The organism is Rhodoferax sp. GW821-FHT02C08 (genome assembly GCF_059421805.1).
In genome coordinates, this window is sequence record NZ_JBWKVR010000005.1 from 66213 (window position 1) to 83344 (window position 17132).

Below are 17132 nucleotides of genomic sequence, written 5' to 3' on the forward strand. Positions count from 1 at the left end.
GTTCTAAGCAGCGACCACCTGCGAAGCATGGGTCTGTGGCCGCCGCGCAGTGGCCGCACTGCCCATGGACGCGGCCATGATGCAGCCTATGGCCAGCCACTGCCGCTGGTTCAGGTGCTCGTCCAACAGACCCATGGCCAGCACCGCGGCCACTGCCGGCTCCATGCTGATCATGATGCCAAAGGCCTCCTTGGGCAGGCGCTTCATCGCCACCATTTCCAAGGAGATCGGTAGCGCGCTGGAGATCGCCGCCACACATACGCCCACCAACAGCACCGTGGGCGACAGCAGCGCCGCGCCGGCATGCACAACGCCCACCGGCACCACCACGATGGCCGCCACCAGCAGGCCCAACGACACCGAATGCCCCGCATGCAGATGGCCGACCCGCTTGCCGAACACGATGTACAGGGCCCACAGCACCGCCGTCCCCAGCGCGTACAGCACGCCCGTGGGGTCCAGGTCGTTACTGCTCAGGCCCAGGGGCAGCAGCATGCCCAGGCCCAGAGCGGCCAGCGCCAGCCAGACAAAATCCACCATCCGGCGCGACGCGGCAATCGCCAAGGCCAGCGGCCCGGCAAATTCGATGGCCACGGCCAGCCCAAAGGGCAAGGTGCGCAGCGACATGTAGAACATCAGGTTCATCGCGCCCAACGCGGCGCCATAGCTGGCAATGGAAATGGCATCGGCCCGCGACAAATGCCAGCGCCAGGGCCGCCACAGCAGCAATAGCAGCAGGGCCGAAAAGCCCACGCGCACGGCCGACGTGCCCTGCGCGCCCACCAAAGGGAAAAGCTGCTTGGCCCAGGAGGTGCCAATGCCCAGGGCCGTCACCGCGCCCAGAACCGCCAAAAAAGGAATCACCCGTGGATAGCGTGTCAAAGTCATGGGTGAAAATATAAATCGCAGCATGGCTGGTTTTCGCTGTAAAAACAGGCCACAAACGCAAGATTCGCTCACCATCGTCCACCCATATGTCCGCCGCCCTGCCCCTAGACGCATTCGACATCGCCATCCTGGACATCCTGCAAAAGGACAACAGCGTGCCCCAGCGCGCGATTGCCGAGGCGGTGCACCTATCGGCGCCAGCGGTGCAGCGGCGCATTCGCCGGCTGCAAGACAGCGGCGTGATCCGCGCCAATGTAGCCGTGATAGACGCGGCCAAGGTCGGCCTGCCGCTGACCATCATCATCGAGCTGCACTTGGAGAACGAACGCCCCGACCGCACCGCCGCCATGCGCGCCCGCATCGCCGCTGAACCCGCGGTGCAGCAGTGCTACAGCGTGACCGGCGAGGCGGACTACCTGCTCATCGTCACCGTCGCCTCGATGGCCGACTACGAGGCGCTGACGCGGCGCCTGTTCGAGGGCGACGACAACATCCGCCGCTTCCGCACCTCGGTCACCCTGGGCTGGCTGAAGTCCGGTCTGCAGCTGCCGCTGGACAAGGCGCTGCCGAGCGGCACCGCTGGACAAATTCATAGAAAATAGGCCGCCCGCGCAGATAGAAACTGCGCTAGTAGCTACGCTTTCAATAGCAAAAATCCATCCATTTGCTGCACCCAGGACTACAAAAGCAAGATTTGCACGCCGGCCGGCGACCACGCCAAAACTGCCCTTGCCAGGCCCTACAATCCCGGCTCCCCTTGTAGTTCAATGGATAGAACGAGTGCCTCCTAAGTGCTAAATACAGGTTCGATTCCTGTCGAGGGGACCAGTAAGTCGTTGATTTCTATAGCGCACTGAACAAACTGGGACAAAGCTGGGACTTTTTGACAGGTTTTTGCAGTGCCATGGGTAGGCTGAGGGTCCCGAAACGACCTCGTCCACGCCATGAACGACATCACTACCCTGGCAATTTTCAATACCGAAAATACCGTCGCGCGCTTGACTACCGGTATATCAGCTTGCAGATCGCAGCCAGCGAATTCAGCGGTCGAAGCGACGCCCCCTCCGATTTTTTCCACCAGGCTAGCAGTACGGTTCAGCTCAGTTACCTTGAAATGGATGTCCATTCTGCAAATGGTCGTACAGACACCCATTCAGCAGCGCATCAGCATGTCAATATGCTCGGGGTAGTCCCAGTTCCATGTGATTTTGGATGCGATGGTTTTGTACATGGGCGAGATTCGAGGGAAAGAAAAGCCGCCGAGATTGCTCAAGGCGGCTTGTTTGGCCGGGGTTTACCGGCAAGGGATGGAAATTAGGCTAGATCAGAGCCAGCTCTTCACTTTGCGTTTCACTCTTCCGACGAATCCACGAGACTTCTTTTCAAGAACACGCGGCAGGCTCGCCAAGGACGACGGGGTCCGCAGGACATGTTGACCGTAATCAAGGACAGGCTTGCCTGACAACCGAGCAATCTCGATCGCCTGCTCACTTTCGCTCTCGATAAACAGGACAGCATCTTTCAGTTTTCTGTAGACCTTTGCCTTGTGGCTTCCATGGGCGCCCAAACGGCGGCGCTCTTCAGCTGACGGCAAGTCGAGCATGTGCAATTCGCCATACTTGCCCCCGAAATCACGCAGCCATTGCTCCGTCTGCGGTCGGTACTTCTCAAGCCGGCTCGTCACCAAATGACCAATCCGATAGGAAGTTGCCGCCAAAGGGCGCGCAGCCTGCAGAAAATCGATGTATTTTGGCCCATCATCGTTTTGTTCTGCCGAAGGGTCGAGACAAAGCACGCCGTCAATATCCACACAATAGTGCTCGGCTTCGTCACGATGGAAGAGATTCCATTCGAAAATTCGCGGAAAGCCCGTGCTTGCAAAATGAAAATCTAGCGGGGTCGATGTCGGGCTTGTGTAAACCGCACCATATGTCGCCTTCCCTTTGTAGCCGGAGGTCTCAATCATCTTCCGGGCATCATTGATGGATTTCCCCGTCCAGGCGCTGTCGTCAATCACGACGATGCTTTTCGCATCCCACGCAGTTTGCAAGTAGCCCATCGAATGCTCTGCTGTGCCATCTTTGCGGGTACGCCCCGTAGCGAGTGGAGCATTGGTGCAAAAGGAGTGCACATCTGTCACCTTGCAATTGGCATAAAGCGCAAGAATACTGGCGGCCAAAAGACCACTACGAGGTACGCCCACGATCAAATCAACCCCTCGCGGCAACGTTGCATGTCCCGCCGCAATATCTCTCGAAAGATCGGCTATCGATTTGTAAATCATGTATTCCCCAGAATTACCTGGAGAAATTATGCCCGGACTACAACATTTGGTTACATTGCAATAAATGAGGGTTTACGGAACAGGAAGGAGCCAACAGGGTGCCCTCCTACTAGCATTTGCCGCCATAGCGGCCACTGCACACAGGGCATTTTGCAGCGGCGCTCGCCGACCGATGACAATTGACTGGAGCTATGCATCCCGACATGTATTCGACCCTGTTTAGCAGGGCGCGACACTGTTCTGACACTTAAAGAATAGCCCAGTGCTTCTTAAATGTGGCCCAACGAATGTCGACCTCAAAACCTGCGGGATAAAAATGTCGCTGCGGTATGTCTCGGCCATCAAAATCTCCTGGAAGTAGCGTGCAGACTGGCTCTCTGGCGAGTACTTGGAAAAATATCCAGATATCAAAAATTTGACGAACCACTGCAGCTCCGGCTAACCGTTAGGTCTCGATCAGTAGGCATCTTTTCGTCAAAAGATGGAGGCACCAAGCGCTCTATTTTTCATAGCTTCTTGCGCATATATTGCCTGCGCTAGAGCCGTTTTTATTCAAGAATAAGGGCGTAAAGAACGGTAGCGCAACGGCCGCACGCTACCTTTCGGTGGATGTGGCCTTCTGCTGACTACATCGCTACAACCAGCGGAAAAACCCAGCCCGACCACGCGACCGGGTTATGCCACTTTTTTCAGTTGTGCGAGCGAAGAAAGAACCACGCCCAGGGAATTGCGGGCGCACTACCAGCCCCGTGCAGGACGCAACCATGATGATTGAGAATTTATAGAAAAACAGGCTACAGCGCAGGTGATATCAGCGCTAAAAGCTATATTTAATATAGCAATTGATGCCACCACCGCATCAACGGGTGGGCCGGCTTTGAAAGTCCAGCACCCAGCCCGGGAATGCCTCTGCCGGCATGGGCCTGGCGATGTAGTAGCCCTGGGCAAAGTCGCAACCCAGGGCGGCCAGTTGGTCCCAGGCCGCGCGGGTTTCTATGCCTTCGGCCACGGCCTTGCGCCCCAGGTCGTGGACCAGGTCGATGGTGGAGCGGACAATGGCCGCCGAGTCCTTGCTGGTGGCCATGTCACGCACGAAGGACTGGTCGATCTTGATGTATTCCACAGGCAGTTTCTGCAGGTAGCTGAGCGACGAGTAGCCGGTGCCAAAGTCGTCGATGTACAGCGGTATGCCGTCGTCACGCAGGCTGTGCAGCACGCGCAGCGCAAACTCGGCGTCGTCCATCACCGCGCTTTCGGTGATCTCCAGCTCCAGCAGGCCTGCGGCCACGCTCCAGGTGGCTCTTTGCTTGCGTATGGTGTCCAGCAGGCCTTCGTCACGCAGGTTGCGGGCCGACAGGTTGACGGCGATTGGCAGCGCACAACCCTGCTCCTGCCACACATGGTTGAGGCGTAATGCGGCGTCGATGACCCATTCGGTCAGCGGCCTGATCAAACCCGTGTGTTCAGCCAGACCGATGAATTCACCCGGCGGCACCAGGCCGCGCTCGGCATGTTTCCAGCGCACCAAGCCCTCGGCACCGCAGACCTGGCCAGTGGCCATGGCGACCTTGGGCTGAAGGTAAAGCTGCAGATCACCGCCTTCAATCGCCCGGCGCAGCTCGCCCGCCATGTTCAGCCGATGCGACTGAACCTGGTTCTGGGCCGGATCAAACACCCGGTAGGCCACGCCCTTCTTCTTGGCCTGGTGCACGGCAATATCCATGTGCCGATAAAGGTCGTGAGGGGTCTCTCCATGCTGGGGAAACAGGGCTACGCCGGTGGTCACGGACACATCCAGCATGATGTCGGCAATCGGAAATGGCCGCGACAGCATCGCCGCCAAGCGCTGAACCATGGCGTTAGTGGCCTGCGCATCGCTATGGGGTAGCAACATGGCGAATTCATCTCCACGCAGCCTGGCAACTACGGCCGGCGCAGGGGCTGCCATCTGCAGCCGGGCGCCAAACTCGCGCAACATGGCGTCGCCCTGGTCGAAGCCCAGCGTGTCGTTGATTTCGCTCAAGCGTTCGATGTTGGTCTGCATCACGGCAAAAGGCTGGTTGAGCCGCGCACTAGCTTCGATGGCGGCCTCCAGTTGCTCGGTGAACTGAAGCTGATTCGGCAAACCGGTCAAGGTGTCGAATCGGGTCAGGTGGCGCATGGCCGCCTGAACTGCGTGCTGTTCAACGGCCGCGCGCAAATTACTGATACCAAAGGCCAGATCGTCGGCCAGCTCACTCAACAAGGTGAGCTCGTTCGGGCCAAAGGTATCGGGTTCCATCGCAAAAATTGCCAACGCGCCCAGGGTTTTGCCATGCACCGTCAAAGGGCATGCTATGCAGGTCGTGCTGCCATACAAATGCTCAAGCCATGGCGCACAACGCGGATCGGCTTGCATGTTCCCGACCACCTGCGTCGTGCCGGTACGGATGGCGGTGGCAATCACACCACGCCCGTGCTCGTTGTCCGCCCAGGTCACCTTCAAGGTCTGCAACGCGGCAAGGCCGGCGGGATAGCCACGTTCGGCCATGGGCGACATGGATTGTTCGGCGTCGTCACGGGAGTACCAGACGGTCGCCATCTGGTAGCCACCCGCGTCCACAATCGCCTGGCACATATGGTCCAGCAGTTGCTGTTCATGGCTGGCCCGCAACATGGCACGGTTGCCCGCACTCAGGGTTTTCAATGCGCGGCTGACGTGCTCCAGTTCGTGCACGCGTAGCGCCAGCTCGGTATTGAGCACCTGGATTTTCTCGCTGGCCAATTTGCGCTCGGTAATGTCCGCACCCAGCACGTAGTAGCCCAGCACAGCATCCTGCGCATCAAACTTAGGGACATATTGGATGGCCTGCCAGATGCCTGGAAAAGGTTGCCAGTCATAGCTCTGCGCTTGCCCCTGCAAAGCCTGGTCAACCAAGGGCGCAGCGATCGCATAGCGCGTATCTCCCAGCACCTCCCGCACCGTAAGACCGCCAATATCGGGTAGCCCGGGGGCAAAGCGCTGCTGGTACTGGCTGTTGGCGTAGACATAGCGCTGCTGCGCATCCACGTAGGCAATCAAAGCGGGTACGTTGTTGATGACGCTGCGCAGATGGTCTTCGCTCTCACGCAACTGCTCCGTGCGTTCCCACACGCGCTGCTCCAATAGTTCATTTTGGCTGCGGATCACCCGCTGAGCCTGGCGCGCCAGCGTTTCGTCCCGAAACACCAGCACGACTCCGTGTATACGACCTGCACTGTCACGGATGGGGGCCGCGCTGTCCGCGATCGGGCACTCGCGGCCATCGCGGGCCAGCAACAGCGTGTGGTTGGCCAGCTCTTGCACTTGGCCGGTAGCCAGCACCTGCGCCACCGGCACCTCGGCAGGCCGGCGTGTTTGCTCATGGACGATGCGAAACACCGCATCCACCGGTAGGCCCAGGGCTTCAGCTTGCTGCCAGCCCGTCAGCTGCTCTGCCACCGGGTTCATGCGGGTGATGCGGCCATGGGTATCGATGGCCAGCACGCCATCCCCAATGGAATGCAAGGTGGTCGCCAGATCTTCTTCACTGTCAGCCAGGGCCCTCCGACTGGCGTCGGTCTTGCGCAGTTGGCGACTGATCAAGGCATAGGTGGCCGCCAACAGCGCGCACAAGCTACATGCCACCAGCAAGCCCATGCCCAACAGGTTATTGCGCGTGCGTTGTTGATCGGCATACCGTTGCTCCAGCAGGCGCAGCTCTTCCGCCTCCATGCCCTGCAGCAGCCGGTACACGCGCTCGCGTGTTTCCTTCAACGGCGATAGGGCAACAAATGCGTTGGCGGCACCCACACCCTGCGTCTTGCGCAGTAGCTCCACCTGGCGCGCAATGGCCATGCGCTGGTCTACCACGGCACGCAGCTGCACCCACCGCTCTTGCTGGCCTGCATTTTTCTCCGTGAGTTGTTGAATGCGGCGCAGAACAGCTTCGCGCGAGGCCATAGCCGTATTGCGCTCAGCCAGTTGGGCGGCATCGCCCGTGATCCGGTAGCTCTGGGTCACCAGCTCAATCTGCAGCGTGTCGCCCCGGGCGCGGGACAAGCTGTTGAGAACCTCGTGGGTGTGCTCGACCCATAGCGCCGCAGCATTCGCATCGCTGGCCACCTTCCAGGTCGTGGCGGCTAGCACGCACACCACCAGCATCGCGGCGGCAAATGCTCCCAGCACCTTCACCTCAAAACCAGAGCGACGTTTCACAGAACTCCTCCAGCTTTGTGTATAGCCAACGTTTACATTCTGCCACCCACCGGAAACGATTTCGGCATGCCATTGTGACGGCCCAAACAGTCTGCCGACAGACGCGAAAACCGCTGAAAATCTTTACAACCCGACATATCTCCACTACGTGGCAGTGCAGCATGCCCTACTACACTGCGGCCTTAGCTTCACCCTGAAAGGCCCGCATGTCCATCAGCGCCACGTCGTCCGCAGGTTCCACGCCGCTACCCTCCACAAGCAGCAGCACCAAAACCACCGCACCGGCCAAAACCGATGCCAGCATCACCACTGCAGCCACACCCGAAGTCAAAAAAGACAGCACCCAGGACGCGCACTTCAATGTGCAAATGCCGGCACAGCCTGTTTCCAACGGCCTTGGGCAGACCATAGGCCAGCATTTGAATCTGCGCGCCTGAGCCTCTACTCCATTTTGATGAAAAATGGCTGTAGCGCTTATTAACATTGCGCAAGCCGCTACTTTAAATATAGCAACTGCACTTTATGGGAAACGGGGAGTACGGCACGCGGGTCTGCCGCGTGAAGCAGGCTAACCCGTTGTGGAAACAGCTATCCCAAGACTGGGTAAGCCATCAGAGACTCCACCAATACTGCACCACGTTGGCCTGATCGCAGCCAACCAGATCTGACATAGAGAATGCCGTGGCTAACGGGTGCAGCACACCGCTGTGGCGGCCATCTCCCCGCCGAGATTGGATTTATTGTCAACCTCTACTATTTAAGCCAAACATATACTCGATAAGGAATTATTTTTGAAATCCACCGCAAAACCCATACAAAGTTATTCATTTTCCCGGGCGGACCACCAACGCCTTTAATACCATCCAACAGTCCACACAAGCATGCATTGCTTTTCTTCATAAACCCTTTTTCATGCAGCTTGCTTGACTCCAACAAACTGCGACTCAGCAAGCGCAGCTTCAAAAATCGACGATATGGGGCTGGCGTATATTTACTCCAAAACAAGAACCCATTACGCGCCATCAAGTAAAAATAATACTCAGGTCGCTCAAAATGAATAGCAGTACGCCGGGGATGAAAAATGCGAGCACCAAAAGACACCTGACTCAGCCATCCGGCACGAGACAATCGAACACCCAAATCATTGTCCTCGTAATAGGCAAATAAATCTTTATCCAGCAGACCTACCGCTCTTAAAGCATCCAAGCGATAGAGCGGAGCAGTGCCATGCAACCACATATCTTTAGGATGCTGAATTTGCAAGGCCTGGGCATCGGCAATATTGTTGGGGCGCCGAGACTCCAAAGCAGCCCAATCATGCAAAGCACCGCAAAAATCCATGACGGAATGGTCATGCAAAGCAAGAATTACGGGAGATATGGCACCACATTCAGGGGTATTCTGAATATCAACAACCATCTTTTGAAGAGTACGCGGATCCACTACGGCATCGCTATTCAAAAGCCATACATAATCTGCATTCTGCTCTAAAGCAGATTGAATAACCATATTATGGCCTCCGGCAAACCCAAGGTTCGTGGTCATGCGCAGCAGTTGCACATTACTTGCCTGCAAGCCCGTGCTCAGTGCATTCCAATCCTCAATTTCAGACCCGTTATCTAATATCACTACGCAAAAATCGATACCATCCACGATAGATGCCAGCACCGATGCAACACAGCGTATTGTTTCCGCTGCCGTATTCCAATTAAGAATACTAATTACAACAAAAGGAATATCTAATTTTTTACGCATGCATGTAAATTTTTTCTAATACATCAAAATCCAATTGAAGACTAGCCAACGATCAAAAATGCACCATAAAAAACAATTTCAAAGCACTGCATCACAAGCAGTTTTAACAGTCAAAAATGTATTAACAATAGCTAGAGCAGTTCACGCTTTAGAAAAATACATCCCAGATAACACCCCGCTGCTGAGAATCCGTCGCCCACCTCACCCGCAAGGCAGCCAATCGTTTTACGCACCCAGCTGTTCCCTGGCACAACAACTTCCCGCCCGCAACAAAGCCGTGTCGACAGCATATGATTCAGACACCATACATTTCCCGTGCCAAGACAGCGGCGGAAAAATGGAATAACAACAGCACGTCATTTCCTGTAACTATCCTGCAACTACTCTCCCGCTTAACCTTCAATAGACCATGTCGGCATAGCTGGAAACAAAACCTAAGACAAATAACAAATAGACGACCACCAAGTGCTCATTATTTTGAGCCTCATCATGGCCCCAACAAAGGCTGGCACGTCCACTGCCAGACTTAACCCAAACCTGCGATACAGCGAAGAACGTAGGTCTTGAGATAGCGCCAATTCGTCGGGTCCAGCCGTATCGCCTCTCGGATGAAAGGCTTGGCGGCTTGCATGTCGCGGTCGTGCTCGATGTGCTGGTAGCCGCGGCCGAACAGTTCGGCCGCCAGGCGCCTGCGGATACCCGGCAAGGTCTGCCACGGGGCCTGGCGCATGCAACGCTGCTGGATGTCCAGGATTTCCTGGTTCATCGGCAGGCGGCTATTGCGCCCGGATATGGTGTTGGGCGAGTCATACAGCACGCCCAAAGGGCCTGGCACCTTCAGCAATGGGTATTTGGCCGCGAACCGCAGCCACATGTCGTAGTCCGCAGCGATGCGGTAGCGGGTATCGAAATCGCCCAGCTCCGCGTGCAGCGATTTGCGCCACACGGGCTGTGACCCGGTGATGCAGCGCAGCATCAGGTCTTGCGGGGTGTAGTCGGGCCAATGGCGCAGCTTGGCTCCACGGCGGTCACAGTCGGCGAAGGTTTCGTTTTCCGTATGGCTGATCAATTGGTCTGCGTAGGTCAGCGCCACCTCGGGGTGCTGGTCCAAAGCGGTCACCATGGCCTGCATGAAGTCCTGGCGGTGGCGGTCGTCGGTATTGGCATTGGTCAGGTACTTGCCGCGCGCCAGGGGGATGGCCCGGTTCCAGGCGACATACAAGGGCTCGCGCTCGGTGCGGATCAGCTGGATCTGCGGATATTGGCGTGCGAACTCCGCGCAGATTGCACTTTCGCCCTGCGGGGAGCCGCTATCAATGACCAGCACCTCCATTTCACTGAACAAGGTCTGCGCGACCAGATCCTCCAGACAGCCGCGTATAAAGCGCTCTGCACTGTAGGTGGAAACAATCGCCGTGATGAGGGGAAGTGCCATGTCCAAGCAAGGTGAAGTGCGCGGACGCACCACGCAGGTATAGATTTGTAACCGTTTGCCGACGATTATTTGCGAAGCAAGTCGCATTTCGGTGGCGGCAAACAGACAAAAGTCATACTAATCGTACGATTTATGCCTTTTGCTCCACAGGATTGGGCACGCCCACGCGCTTCTACGCGCTATAGGACGGGCGCTTGGCGCCCAGCTAGCGGAATTGGTGTAACTGCTCCACCGCCTGCTGCAGGTCACGGGCCCAGGTACGGCGGTCCCGGCCGTCCGCACGCTGGGGCTTGCCATAGGCGACCTCGGCGATGATGTTGTTGGCGCTGAGAGTGCGCCAGAGCGATCCAAACAAGGTGTCGTCACCGGCAAAGCGCGGGCCATCGTGTGGCGCGCCGGTATGTGCGTCGACAAAGCGCAGCGCCATCGGCAGCACCGGCACCTGCGAGGAAATCGCCGCCTGGAACAGGTTGGCATGGAAGGGCAGCACGCCGCGCCCGTCGCTGGTGGTGCCCTCGGGGAATACCGCCACCACCTCGCCAGCTTGCAGGTGTTCGGCCATGTGGTGCACCACGCGCATTGCGTCGCGGCGCTTGGCCCGTTCGATGTACAGCGTGCCCACGCCCGTGGCCAGGGTGCCGACCAGGGGCCAGTGCTTGATTTCGGACTTGGAAACAAACCGGCAGTAGCCCGCGGCATGCACCACCGCAATATCCAGCCAGGAGATATGGTTGGACACCAGCAGCAGCGGCCCCTGGGCCGGCATGCTGCCCCGCACCCGAAGTGTGATGCCCAGGACCACCAGCACCTGTTTGGACCAGACCTCTACCTCACGCTGCTGGGTCGCTGCGTCCATGTGCGGAAAATGCCGACGGATAGTCCACCAGCCCTTAAGCACATGCAAAAGCAAGCCCAGCACTTTGGCCAGAACGCGAAAAATATGCATACAACCCGATCCAAGCTTGGCGCTGAGATATTCAAGTAAAAAGTGCCGTTCGTGCAGAAGATACCTGCGCTAGCAGCTACTATTTTTATAGTGAATCGAATGCCACGTGGCCAGCTACAACGGCACAGCGCACACGGCCCGGCAGCTCATAGCCCGAAAAGGGTGTGTGCTTGCCCTGGCTGCGCAGGCTGTCGGCAGCCACCGCCCAGCTGGCGGCGGGGTCGAACACGCAGAGGTCGGCAACGCCGCCCTCGACCAACTGGCCCAGGCTGGCCTGCAGCGTGCCCAGGCTGCTGCCCAGCACGGCGGCGGGCGCACAGGTGACGGCGGCCAGCGCGCGCTGCAGCGGTACGCCGTCGTCCTGGCTCCACTTCAGCGCCAGGCTCAGCAGCAGCTCCAGGCCGGTGGCACCGGGCTCGGCTTCGGCGAACGGCAAGGCCTTGGCATCGGCTTCGACCGGCGTGTGGTCGGACACCAGGGCGTCGATGGTGCCGTCGGCCAGGGCGGCGCGCAGGGCTTCGCGGTCGCGCTGCTGGCGCAGCGGAGGACTCAGGCGGGCCCGGCTGTCGAAGTAGCCGATGTCTGTATCCGTGAGGTGCAGCGAGTTGATGCTCACATCGCAGGTCACGCGCAGACCGTCCTTTTTGGCCTGGCGCACCAGGGCGATGCCGGCGGCGCTGCTGATACGGCAGAGGTGCACGCGGGCGCCGGTGGTTTTCATCAATTCAAAAATGGTGTGCAGCGCGATGGTTTCGGCGGACACAGGCACGCCGCTCAAGCCCATACGCGTAGCCAGCGCACCGCTGGCGGCCACGCCCTTGCCCAGGTGCAGCTCTTGCGGGCGCAGCCAGACGGCGTAATCAAAGGTGGCGGCATATTGCAGCGCGCGCTGCAGCACCTGGGTGTTGCCCAATGGCACCTCGGCCTGGCCGAAGCCGATACAGCCCGCGCCGGTGAGCTCGACCATCTCGGTCAGCACCTCGCCCTGCAGGCCGCGGGTCAGCGCGCCCAGCGGGAACAGCCGCGCCTGGTGGTTCTTTTTGGCGCGGAACTTCAGCATCTGCACCAGGCCGGGCTCGTCCAGCACCGGGTCGGTATCGGGTGGGCAGACCAGGCTGGTCACGCCACCGGCAGCTGCCGCGGCCATTTCGCTTTCCATCATGCCTTCGTGCTCGTAGCCTGGCTCGCGCAGACGGGCGCACAGGTCGACCAGGCCGGGTAGCACGATGCAGTCACTGGCGTCGACCACGCGGTCGGGCTGGAAGTCGGGCACGTCGCGGCCGATGGCGATGATGCGGCCCGTAGCGATGGCGATGGAGCCGGTGGTGTCCAGCCCGCTGGCCGGGTCGATGATGCGGCCGTGTTGGATCAGGGTCTTCATATTTTAAACCAAATAGGGCTCTAGCGCAGGTAGTACCTGCGCTAGAAGCTATCAAATAAATAGCACACACAATAGACATCGACGGCGCTCCGTTCGTGAAACACCGCAGAACCGGCTCCGTCGGGCTGCTGGTGTTGCCCCCAGCAAGGGGGTTGGCGAAAGATGCGCAGCACTGAAGCCTGGGGGTGTGCCACAAGCTACGCCTCATTCCCGGCGACGATGCCCATCACGGCCATGCGCACAGCAATGCCGAAGGTCACCTGCGGCAGGATCACGCTCTGCTTGCCGTCGACCACGGCGGAGTCGATCTCCACGCCGCGGTTGATCGGGCCCGGGTGCATGACGATGGCGTCGGGCTTGGCCAGGGCCAGCTTTTCGGGGGTCAGGCCGAAGCTGCGGAAGAACTCCTGGCTGGACGGCAGCAGCGCGCCGCTCATACGCTCGTTCTGCAGGCGCAGCATGATGACCACGTCGCAGTCCTTGATGCCCTCTTCCAGCGTGTGGCAGACGCGCACACCCATCTGCGCCATGTCGCTGGGCACCAGGGTCTTGGGGCCGACCACGCGGACTTCGGCGCAGCCCAGCGTCGTCAGCGCATGGATGTCGGAGCGCGCCACCCGCGAGTGCAGCACGTCGCCGACGATGGCCACGGTGAGATTGCTGAAGTCTTTTTTGTAGTGCCGGATGGTGTACATGTCCAGCAGGCCCTGCGTGGGGTGCGCGTGGCGGCCGTCGCCGGCATTCACCACATGCACATGCGGCGCGACGTGCTGGGCAATCAGGTAGGGCGCGCCGGACTCGCTGTGGCGCACCACGAAGATGTCGGCGGCCATGGCACTGAGGTTGGCAATCGTGTCCAGCAGCGACTCGCCCTTGGCGGCGCTGGAGCGGGCAATGTCGAGGTTAATCACGTCGGCGCTGAGGCGGGTGGCGGCGATCTCGAAGGTGGTGCGGGTGCGGGTGCTGTTCTCGAAGAACAGGTTGAACACGCTCTTGCCACGCAGCAGCGGCACCTTCTTGACTTCACGGTCGTTGACGCTAACGAAGTTGGCGGCGGTATCCAGGATCTGCGTCAGGATGTCCTTGGGCAGGCCTTCGGTGGACAGCAGGTGAATCAGCTCGCCGTGCTTGTTGAGTTGGGGGTTGTTTCGTTTGTAAAGCATAGGGTGTCAGCCTTCGACGTTGAAGCTGAAAGCGCCAGAGTCCTTGCGCGCCAGTTCGAGCTTCTGGGTAGCAGGCAGGGCCACGCGGGCAGCGGCAAAGTCGGGGTGGATCGGCAGCTCACGGCCCCCGCGGTCCACCAGCACCGCCAGCTTGACGGCGGCCGGGCGGCCAAAATCGAACAGTTCGTTGACCACGGCGCGGATGGTGCGGCCGGTGTAGAGCACGTCGTCCAGCAAGATGATGTCGGCACCATTCACGTCAAAAGCCAGCGCGGTCTGCCCGCCGCCGCCCGAGACCATGCCGCGCTTGGAAAAATCGTCACGGTGCATGGCGCTGGAGATCACGCCTGGCTTGCCCGGTAGTTGCAGGTCGGCCTGCAGGCGCTCGGCCAGCCAGGCGCCGCCGGAGGTGATGCCGACCAGGCGGGTGTCGGGTTTGAGCAAGGCTTTGACGCCCCGCAACAGCTCTAGGTACAACGCCTCGGCGTCCAGCATGAGTGTGCTCACGAAATACTCCTCCAAGCAGGGGTTAGATGAAGCCCTACGGACATGGCTACGGAGCCGCGTGTTGGTTGGCTTGTTACGGAGTTCAGCCAAGTTTCTGCGGAATGCTCGCTTTCCGGGACTTGGGCATTTTTTCTGTCCATACTTTTTGGGCGCATCTTTTGATAATAACCCGCTGCCGCATCCCGTTCTGGCATGTACGGAGGCGCCAGGCAGCGGTTTTCGAGCCCGCTGCAGCCTGGTCAGTCTTCTTACGGGGAAAGGGGGTTTGGGAGCGCGCTCCAGGTGACCGGAACGTCTCGCTCACTGGGCAGCGCCAGCGGCGGATGGTGAAACGGCGGCCACTGTGCTCCGCCGTTTCTCTTGGCACGCTCAGTAGGTTATCTTGAACGTGGCGTCTTGCTTATCACCAGCAGGGGACGATGCGGAGATGGTGTCCAGTTGCAAATTGAAGGCTGAGTGACGGATATACCGGTCCGGGTAGTTGAACGATTTAAAGGATGTCCAGCTCGCATCAGCCCATCCATTGACCTTGTAAAACGTGGCGTCGTTCTTGAAGGTGGAAGTACCATCGTTTTTATTTACTACCAGCTTGAAGGCGGAATGGCGAAGGTAATAGCCCGGAAAACCAACCGCTTCAAATGACACGGCGGTGGAGTCGGCCAAACCGGGCACCGCGTGCCACTTTGAATCATCTAGCGGATCAATAGGTGCCTGGTCGATACGGCCAGCGAATGAGGCGTGGCGAACAAACCGGTCTGGGTAGTTATACGATTTGATGCGTTTCCAGCTTGGATCGCCCCAATAGGCAATCAGATTCGCCAATTCAGCCGCGGTTACCTTTGTGATAGTGCTGTGTTTGGCATTCACGGGCGCGTTGTAATCGCGCATATTCAGTTGGGTCCAGGAATTGGTAGCGATATTGGTGGTTTCCCACGCATAAAAGACCGGGTTGCGTGGAGAGTAGCTGTCGCCCCAGAGGTACCACCGCGTTTCGTTTATTTTTTGAACCAATGTTGGGGCTTCGATCGCCGCCCCGCTGGGGGCAATGGTGGGGACGTAGTTATTCGTGAAGGTTCCCGGGTTCAAGGTAGGCGCTTGAAATCCGTGGATGGTGCCATTGGCGTTGTAGAAGTAATTGACGCCGTTGTACGACAGCATGTCACCGTCGTAAATGTCATGGCCCGGATCATGGAAAACAGTCAGGTTTGTCGAATCGGTGACTGTTTTGAAATCCGTTGTATAGCTTACGTAGATGCGGTTGTAATCGGTGTTTCCAGACCACAGAATGGCATATTTACCACGGGATGCATCCCAAAATGCCTCTGGTGCCCAGGCATGCATGGTTGAACTGTTATTTACCTGCAGCAACCGGCCATTATTGAAGGTCCGCAGATCTGGCGAATCCCAGACATGGATACTTTTACTGAGATTTGCAGCCATATCCTGCCCAATCATATTTGTGGCCATTACCACAAATGTGCCGTCTTGCTTTCTGAAAATAAAAGGGTCGCGCAATGCGCCGTAACCCAGCGTTGGCGTAACCACCGGCTTATTCTGGTTCAGCGGTGCCCAGTTCAAACCATCGGTACTGTATGCCAGATGCAATGCAAACCTGTTCTGCGTTCCATCGGGCGACTCGGTGAAATAGCCCATGACATAAGCGGTATAGGGGTCCGCGGCAAACGCCACGCGACCCATCGCCAAACCTATAAATGCCAAGGTTTTAAAAAAAATCTTTATGACTCTATTCATCATGCTTCTGCTCCTGTTTTTAGTTTTTCAAACGAAATTGGGATTTGTTTCCCTGGTCTTGGTGAGACTACGCCCACTGCTATTGCTGCTGTCCCGCCGCTGAGCGGGGTTCAAACTGAAACCGACCGTGCACCGAGGCATCCACCACGGCTGGGGGTGGTTTATCTCCTTCCACCAATTGGGTAAGTACCGCTCTTGCACGGTCAAACTCATCCTGGGTTGCGGCCATAGCCCCTTCAGCTGAGCTCCCGGGGTCAAGAACCGTACGGCCAGTGCTGGACTGGTATTGCGCGTGCGCATCCAAAGTACGACGCAACTCGGATTGGGCTTGCGCATCCCCGAGTTGCGCCCGCGCTTCCAATTGCCGAATCAATTGGGGAGCTTGGTCTTGGATCCACGCGCATCGATTGGCGGGGTCCTTCTCGGGCGGTATCTTGGTGGCAACGCACCTGGGAAGGTCTTGCAGCAAGGCCCCCATCGCAAGCACGCCGCCGTCCATGGCCGCCACGATCCATTTATCCGGCGGCGCGGACTGAACTTTCTCTGCGTTGTCGCCAGGTATTGCCACAGGGGGACAGGCTTCACGTTCGCCCAGCATCTCTACCGTAATGGCAGAACCATCTGGGCAGCGTCCGACGGCCACCACGGAACGCGTCTTTAGCCCTTCAAAACCCACAGAACCAGGGTGTTCTGCCGAAGGCTTCTCCGGGCCTGGCATCTCCCGGCTTGGTAGACAAAAGAGCACTACAGCCGACAGGAGAGCAACTCCTGCCAGCGCAGTTTTAATCTGCAAGCCACTCATATG

Annotated in this window: 14 protein-coding genes and 1 tRNA gene; 4 read left to right on the top strand and 11 right to left on the bottom strand. The window is 58.5% G+C overall.

The genetic code is table 11. The features are described 5' to 3' along the window. Positions 1 to 3: 3 nt before the first annotated feature. On the bottom strand, positions 4 to 888 hold the full coding sequence (locus AC07VY_RS07725) for an EamA family transporter (RefSeq protein WP_495097112.1): 885 nt from the start codon (positions 886 to 888) through the stop codon (positions 4 to 6). A gap of 86 nt (positions 889 to 974) precedes the next feature. Between AC07VY_RS07725 and AC07VY_RS07730 the strand changes: the two genes are divergently transcribed. Beyond that, a complete protein-coding gene (locus AC07VY_RS07730; RefSeq protein ID WP_495097111.1) occupies positions 975 to 1490 on the top strand; it encodes an Lrp/AsnC family transcriptional regulator in 516 nt (171 codons plus the stop codon). Positions 1491 to 1641: 151 nt separating this feature from the next. Then, positions 1642 to 1716: transfer RNA gene (locus tag AC07VY_RS07735), tRNA-Arg, on the top strand. 496 nt (positions 1717 to 2212) lie between these two features. Here AC07VY_RS07735 and AC07VY_RS07740 read toward each other — a convergent pair. Together AC07VY_RS07740 and AC07VY_RS07745 are read right to left on the bottom strand one after the other, a co-directional pair. Beyond that, complete coding sequence (locus tag AC07VY_RS07740; protein ID WP_495097110.1) at positions 2213 to 3172, bottom strand: phosphoribosyltransferase family protein; 960 nt, start codon at positions 3170 to 3172, stop codon at positions 2213 to 2215. 859 nt (positions 3173 to 4031) lie between these two features. Next, positions 4032 to 7388 (bottom strand): EAL domain-containing protein, encoded by a 3357-nt coding sequence (locus tag AC07VY_RS07745; protein ID WP_495097109.1) that lies wholly within the window; start codon positions 7386 to 7388, stop codon positions 4032 to 4034. Between the two features lie 206 nt (positions 7389 to 7594). Here AC07VY_RS07745 and AC07VY_RS07750 point away from each other — a divergent pair, with 206 nt between their 5' ends. Next, complete coding sequence (locus tag AC07VY_RS07750) at positions 7595 to 7825, top strand: hypothetical protein (protein ID WP_495097108.1); 231 nt, start codon at positions 7595 to 7597, stop codon at positions 7823 to 7825. Between the two features lie 316 nt (positions 7826 to 8141). On the opposite strand, the gene AC07VY_RS07755 is transcribed toward AC07VY_RS07750, so the two are convergent. After that, positions 8142 to 9143 (bottom strand): glycosyltransferase family 2 protein, encoded by a 1002-nt coding sequence (locus AC07VY_RS07755; protein ID WP_495097107.1) that lies wholly within the window; start codon positions 9141 to 9143, stop codon positions 8142 to 8144. A gap of 58 nt (positions 9144 to 9201) precedes the next feature. Here AC07VY_RS07755 and AC07VY_RS07760 point away from each other — a divergent pair, with 58 nt between their 5' ends. After that, on the top strand, positions 9202 to 9489 hold the full coding sequence (locus AC07VY_RS07760; RefSeq protein ID WP_495097106.1) for a hypothetical protein: 288 nt from the start codon (positions 9202 to 9204) through the stop codon (positions 9487 to 9489). A gap of 180 nt (positions 9490 to 9669) precedes the next feature. Here the strand turns inward: AC07VY_RS07760 and AC07VY_RS07765 are convergent, their stop codons facing one another. The 7 genes from AC07VY_RS07765 to AC07VY_RS07795 all read right to left on the bottom strand — a co-directional run bounded on the left by AC07VY_RS07765 (position 9670) and on the right by AC07VY_RS07795 (position 17129). Beyond that, a complete protein-coding gene (locus tag AC07VY_RS07765) occupies positions 9670 to 10578 on the bottom strand; it encodes a glycosyltransferase (RefSeq protein ID WP_495097105.1) in 909 nt (302 codons plus the stop codon). Between the two features lie 205 nt (positions 10579 to 10783). Next, positions 10784 to 11524 carry a lysophospholipid acyltransferase family protein gene (locus AC07VY_RS07770; protein ID WP_495097104.1) on the bottom strand — a complete coding sequence of 247 codons (741 nt, stop codon included), beginning with the start codon at positions 11522 to 11524 and terminating at the stop codon, positions 10784 to 10786. 85 nt (positions 11525 to 11609) lie between these two features. Beyond that, positions 11610 to 12905 (bottom strand): dihydroorotase, encoded by a 1296-nt coding sequence (locus tag AC07VY_RS07775; protein ID WP_495097103.1) that lies wholly within the window; start codon positions 12903 to 12905, stop codon positions 11610 to 11612. Positions 12906 to 13102: 197 nt separating this feature from the next. After that, positions 13103 to 14068, bottom strand: coding sequence for an aspartate carbamoyltransferase catalytic subunit (locus AC07VY_RS07780; protein WP_495097102.1), 966 nt, complete (start codon positions 14066 to 14068; stop codon positions 13103 to 13105). Between the two features lie 6 nt (positions 14069 to 14074). Next, complete coding sequence (gene pyrR / locus AC07VY_RS07785; RefSeq protein ID WP_495097161.1) at positions 14075 to 14563, bottom strand: bifunctional pyr operon transcriptional regulator/uracil phosphoribosyltransferase PyrR; 489 nt, start codon at positions 14561 to 14563, stop codon at positions 14075 to 14077. Between the two features lie 381 nt (positions 14564 to 14944). Further along, a complete protein-coding gene (locus AC07VY_RS07790; RefSeq protein ID WP_495097101.1) occupies positions 14945 to 16330 on the bottom strand; it encodes a glycoside hydrolase family 43 protein in 1386 nt (461 codons plus the stop codon). A 76-nt stretch (positions 16331 to 16406) separates the two neighbouring features. Beyond that, positions 16407 to 17129, bottom strand: coding sequence for a hypothetical protein (locus AC07VY_RS07795; RefSeq protein WP_495097100.1), 723 nt, complete (start codon positions 17127 to 17129; stop codon positions 16407 to 16409). Positions 17130 to 17132: the final 3 nt, after the last annotated feature.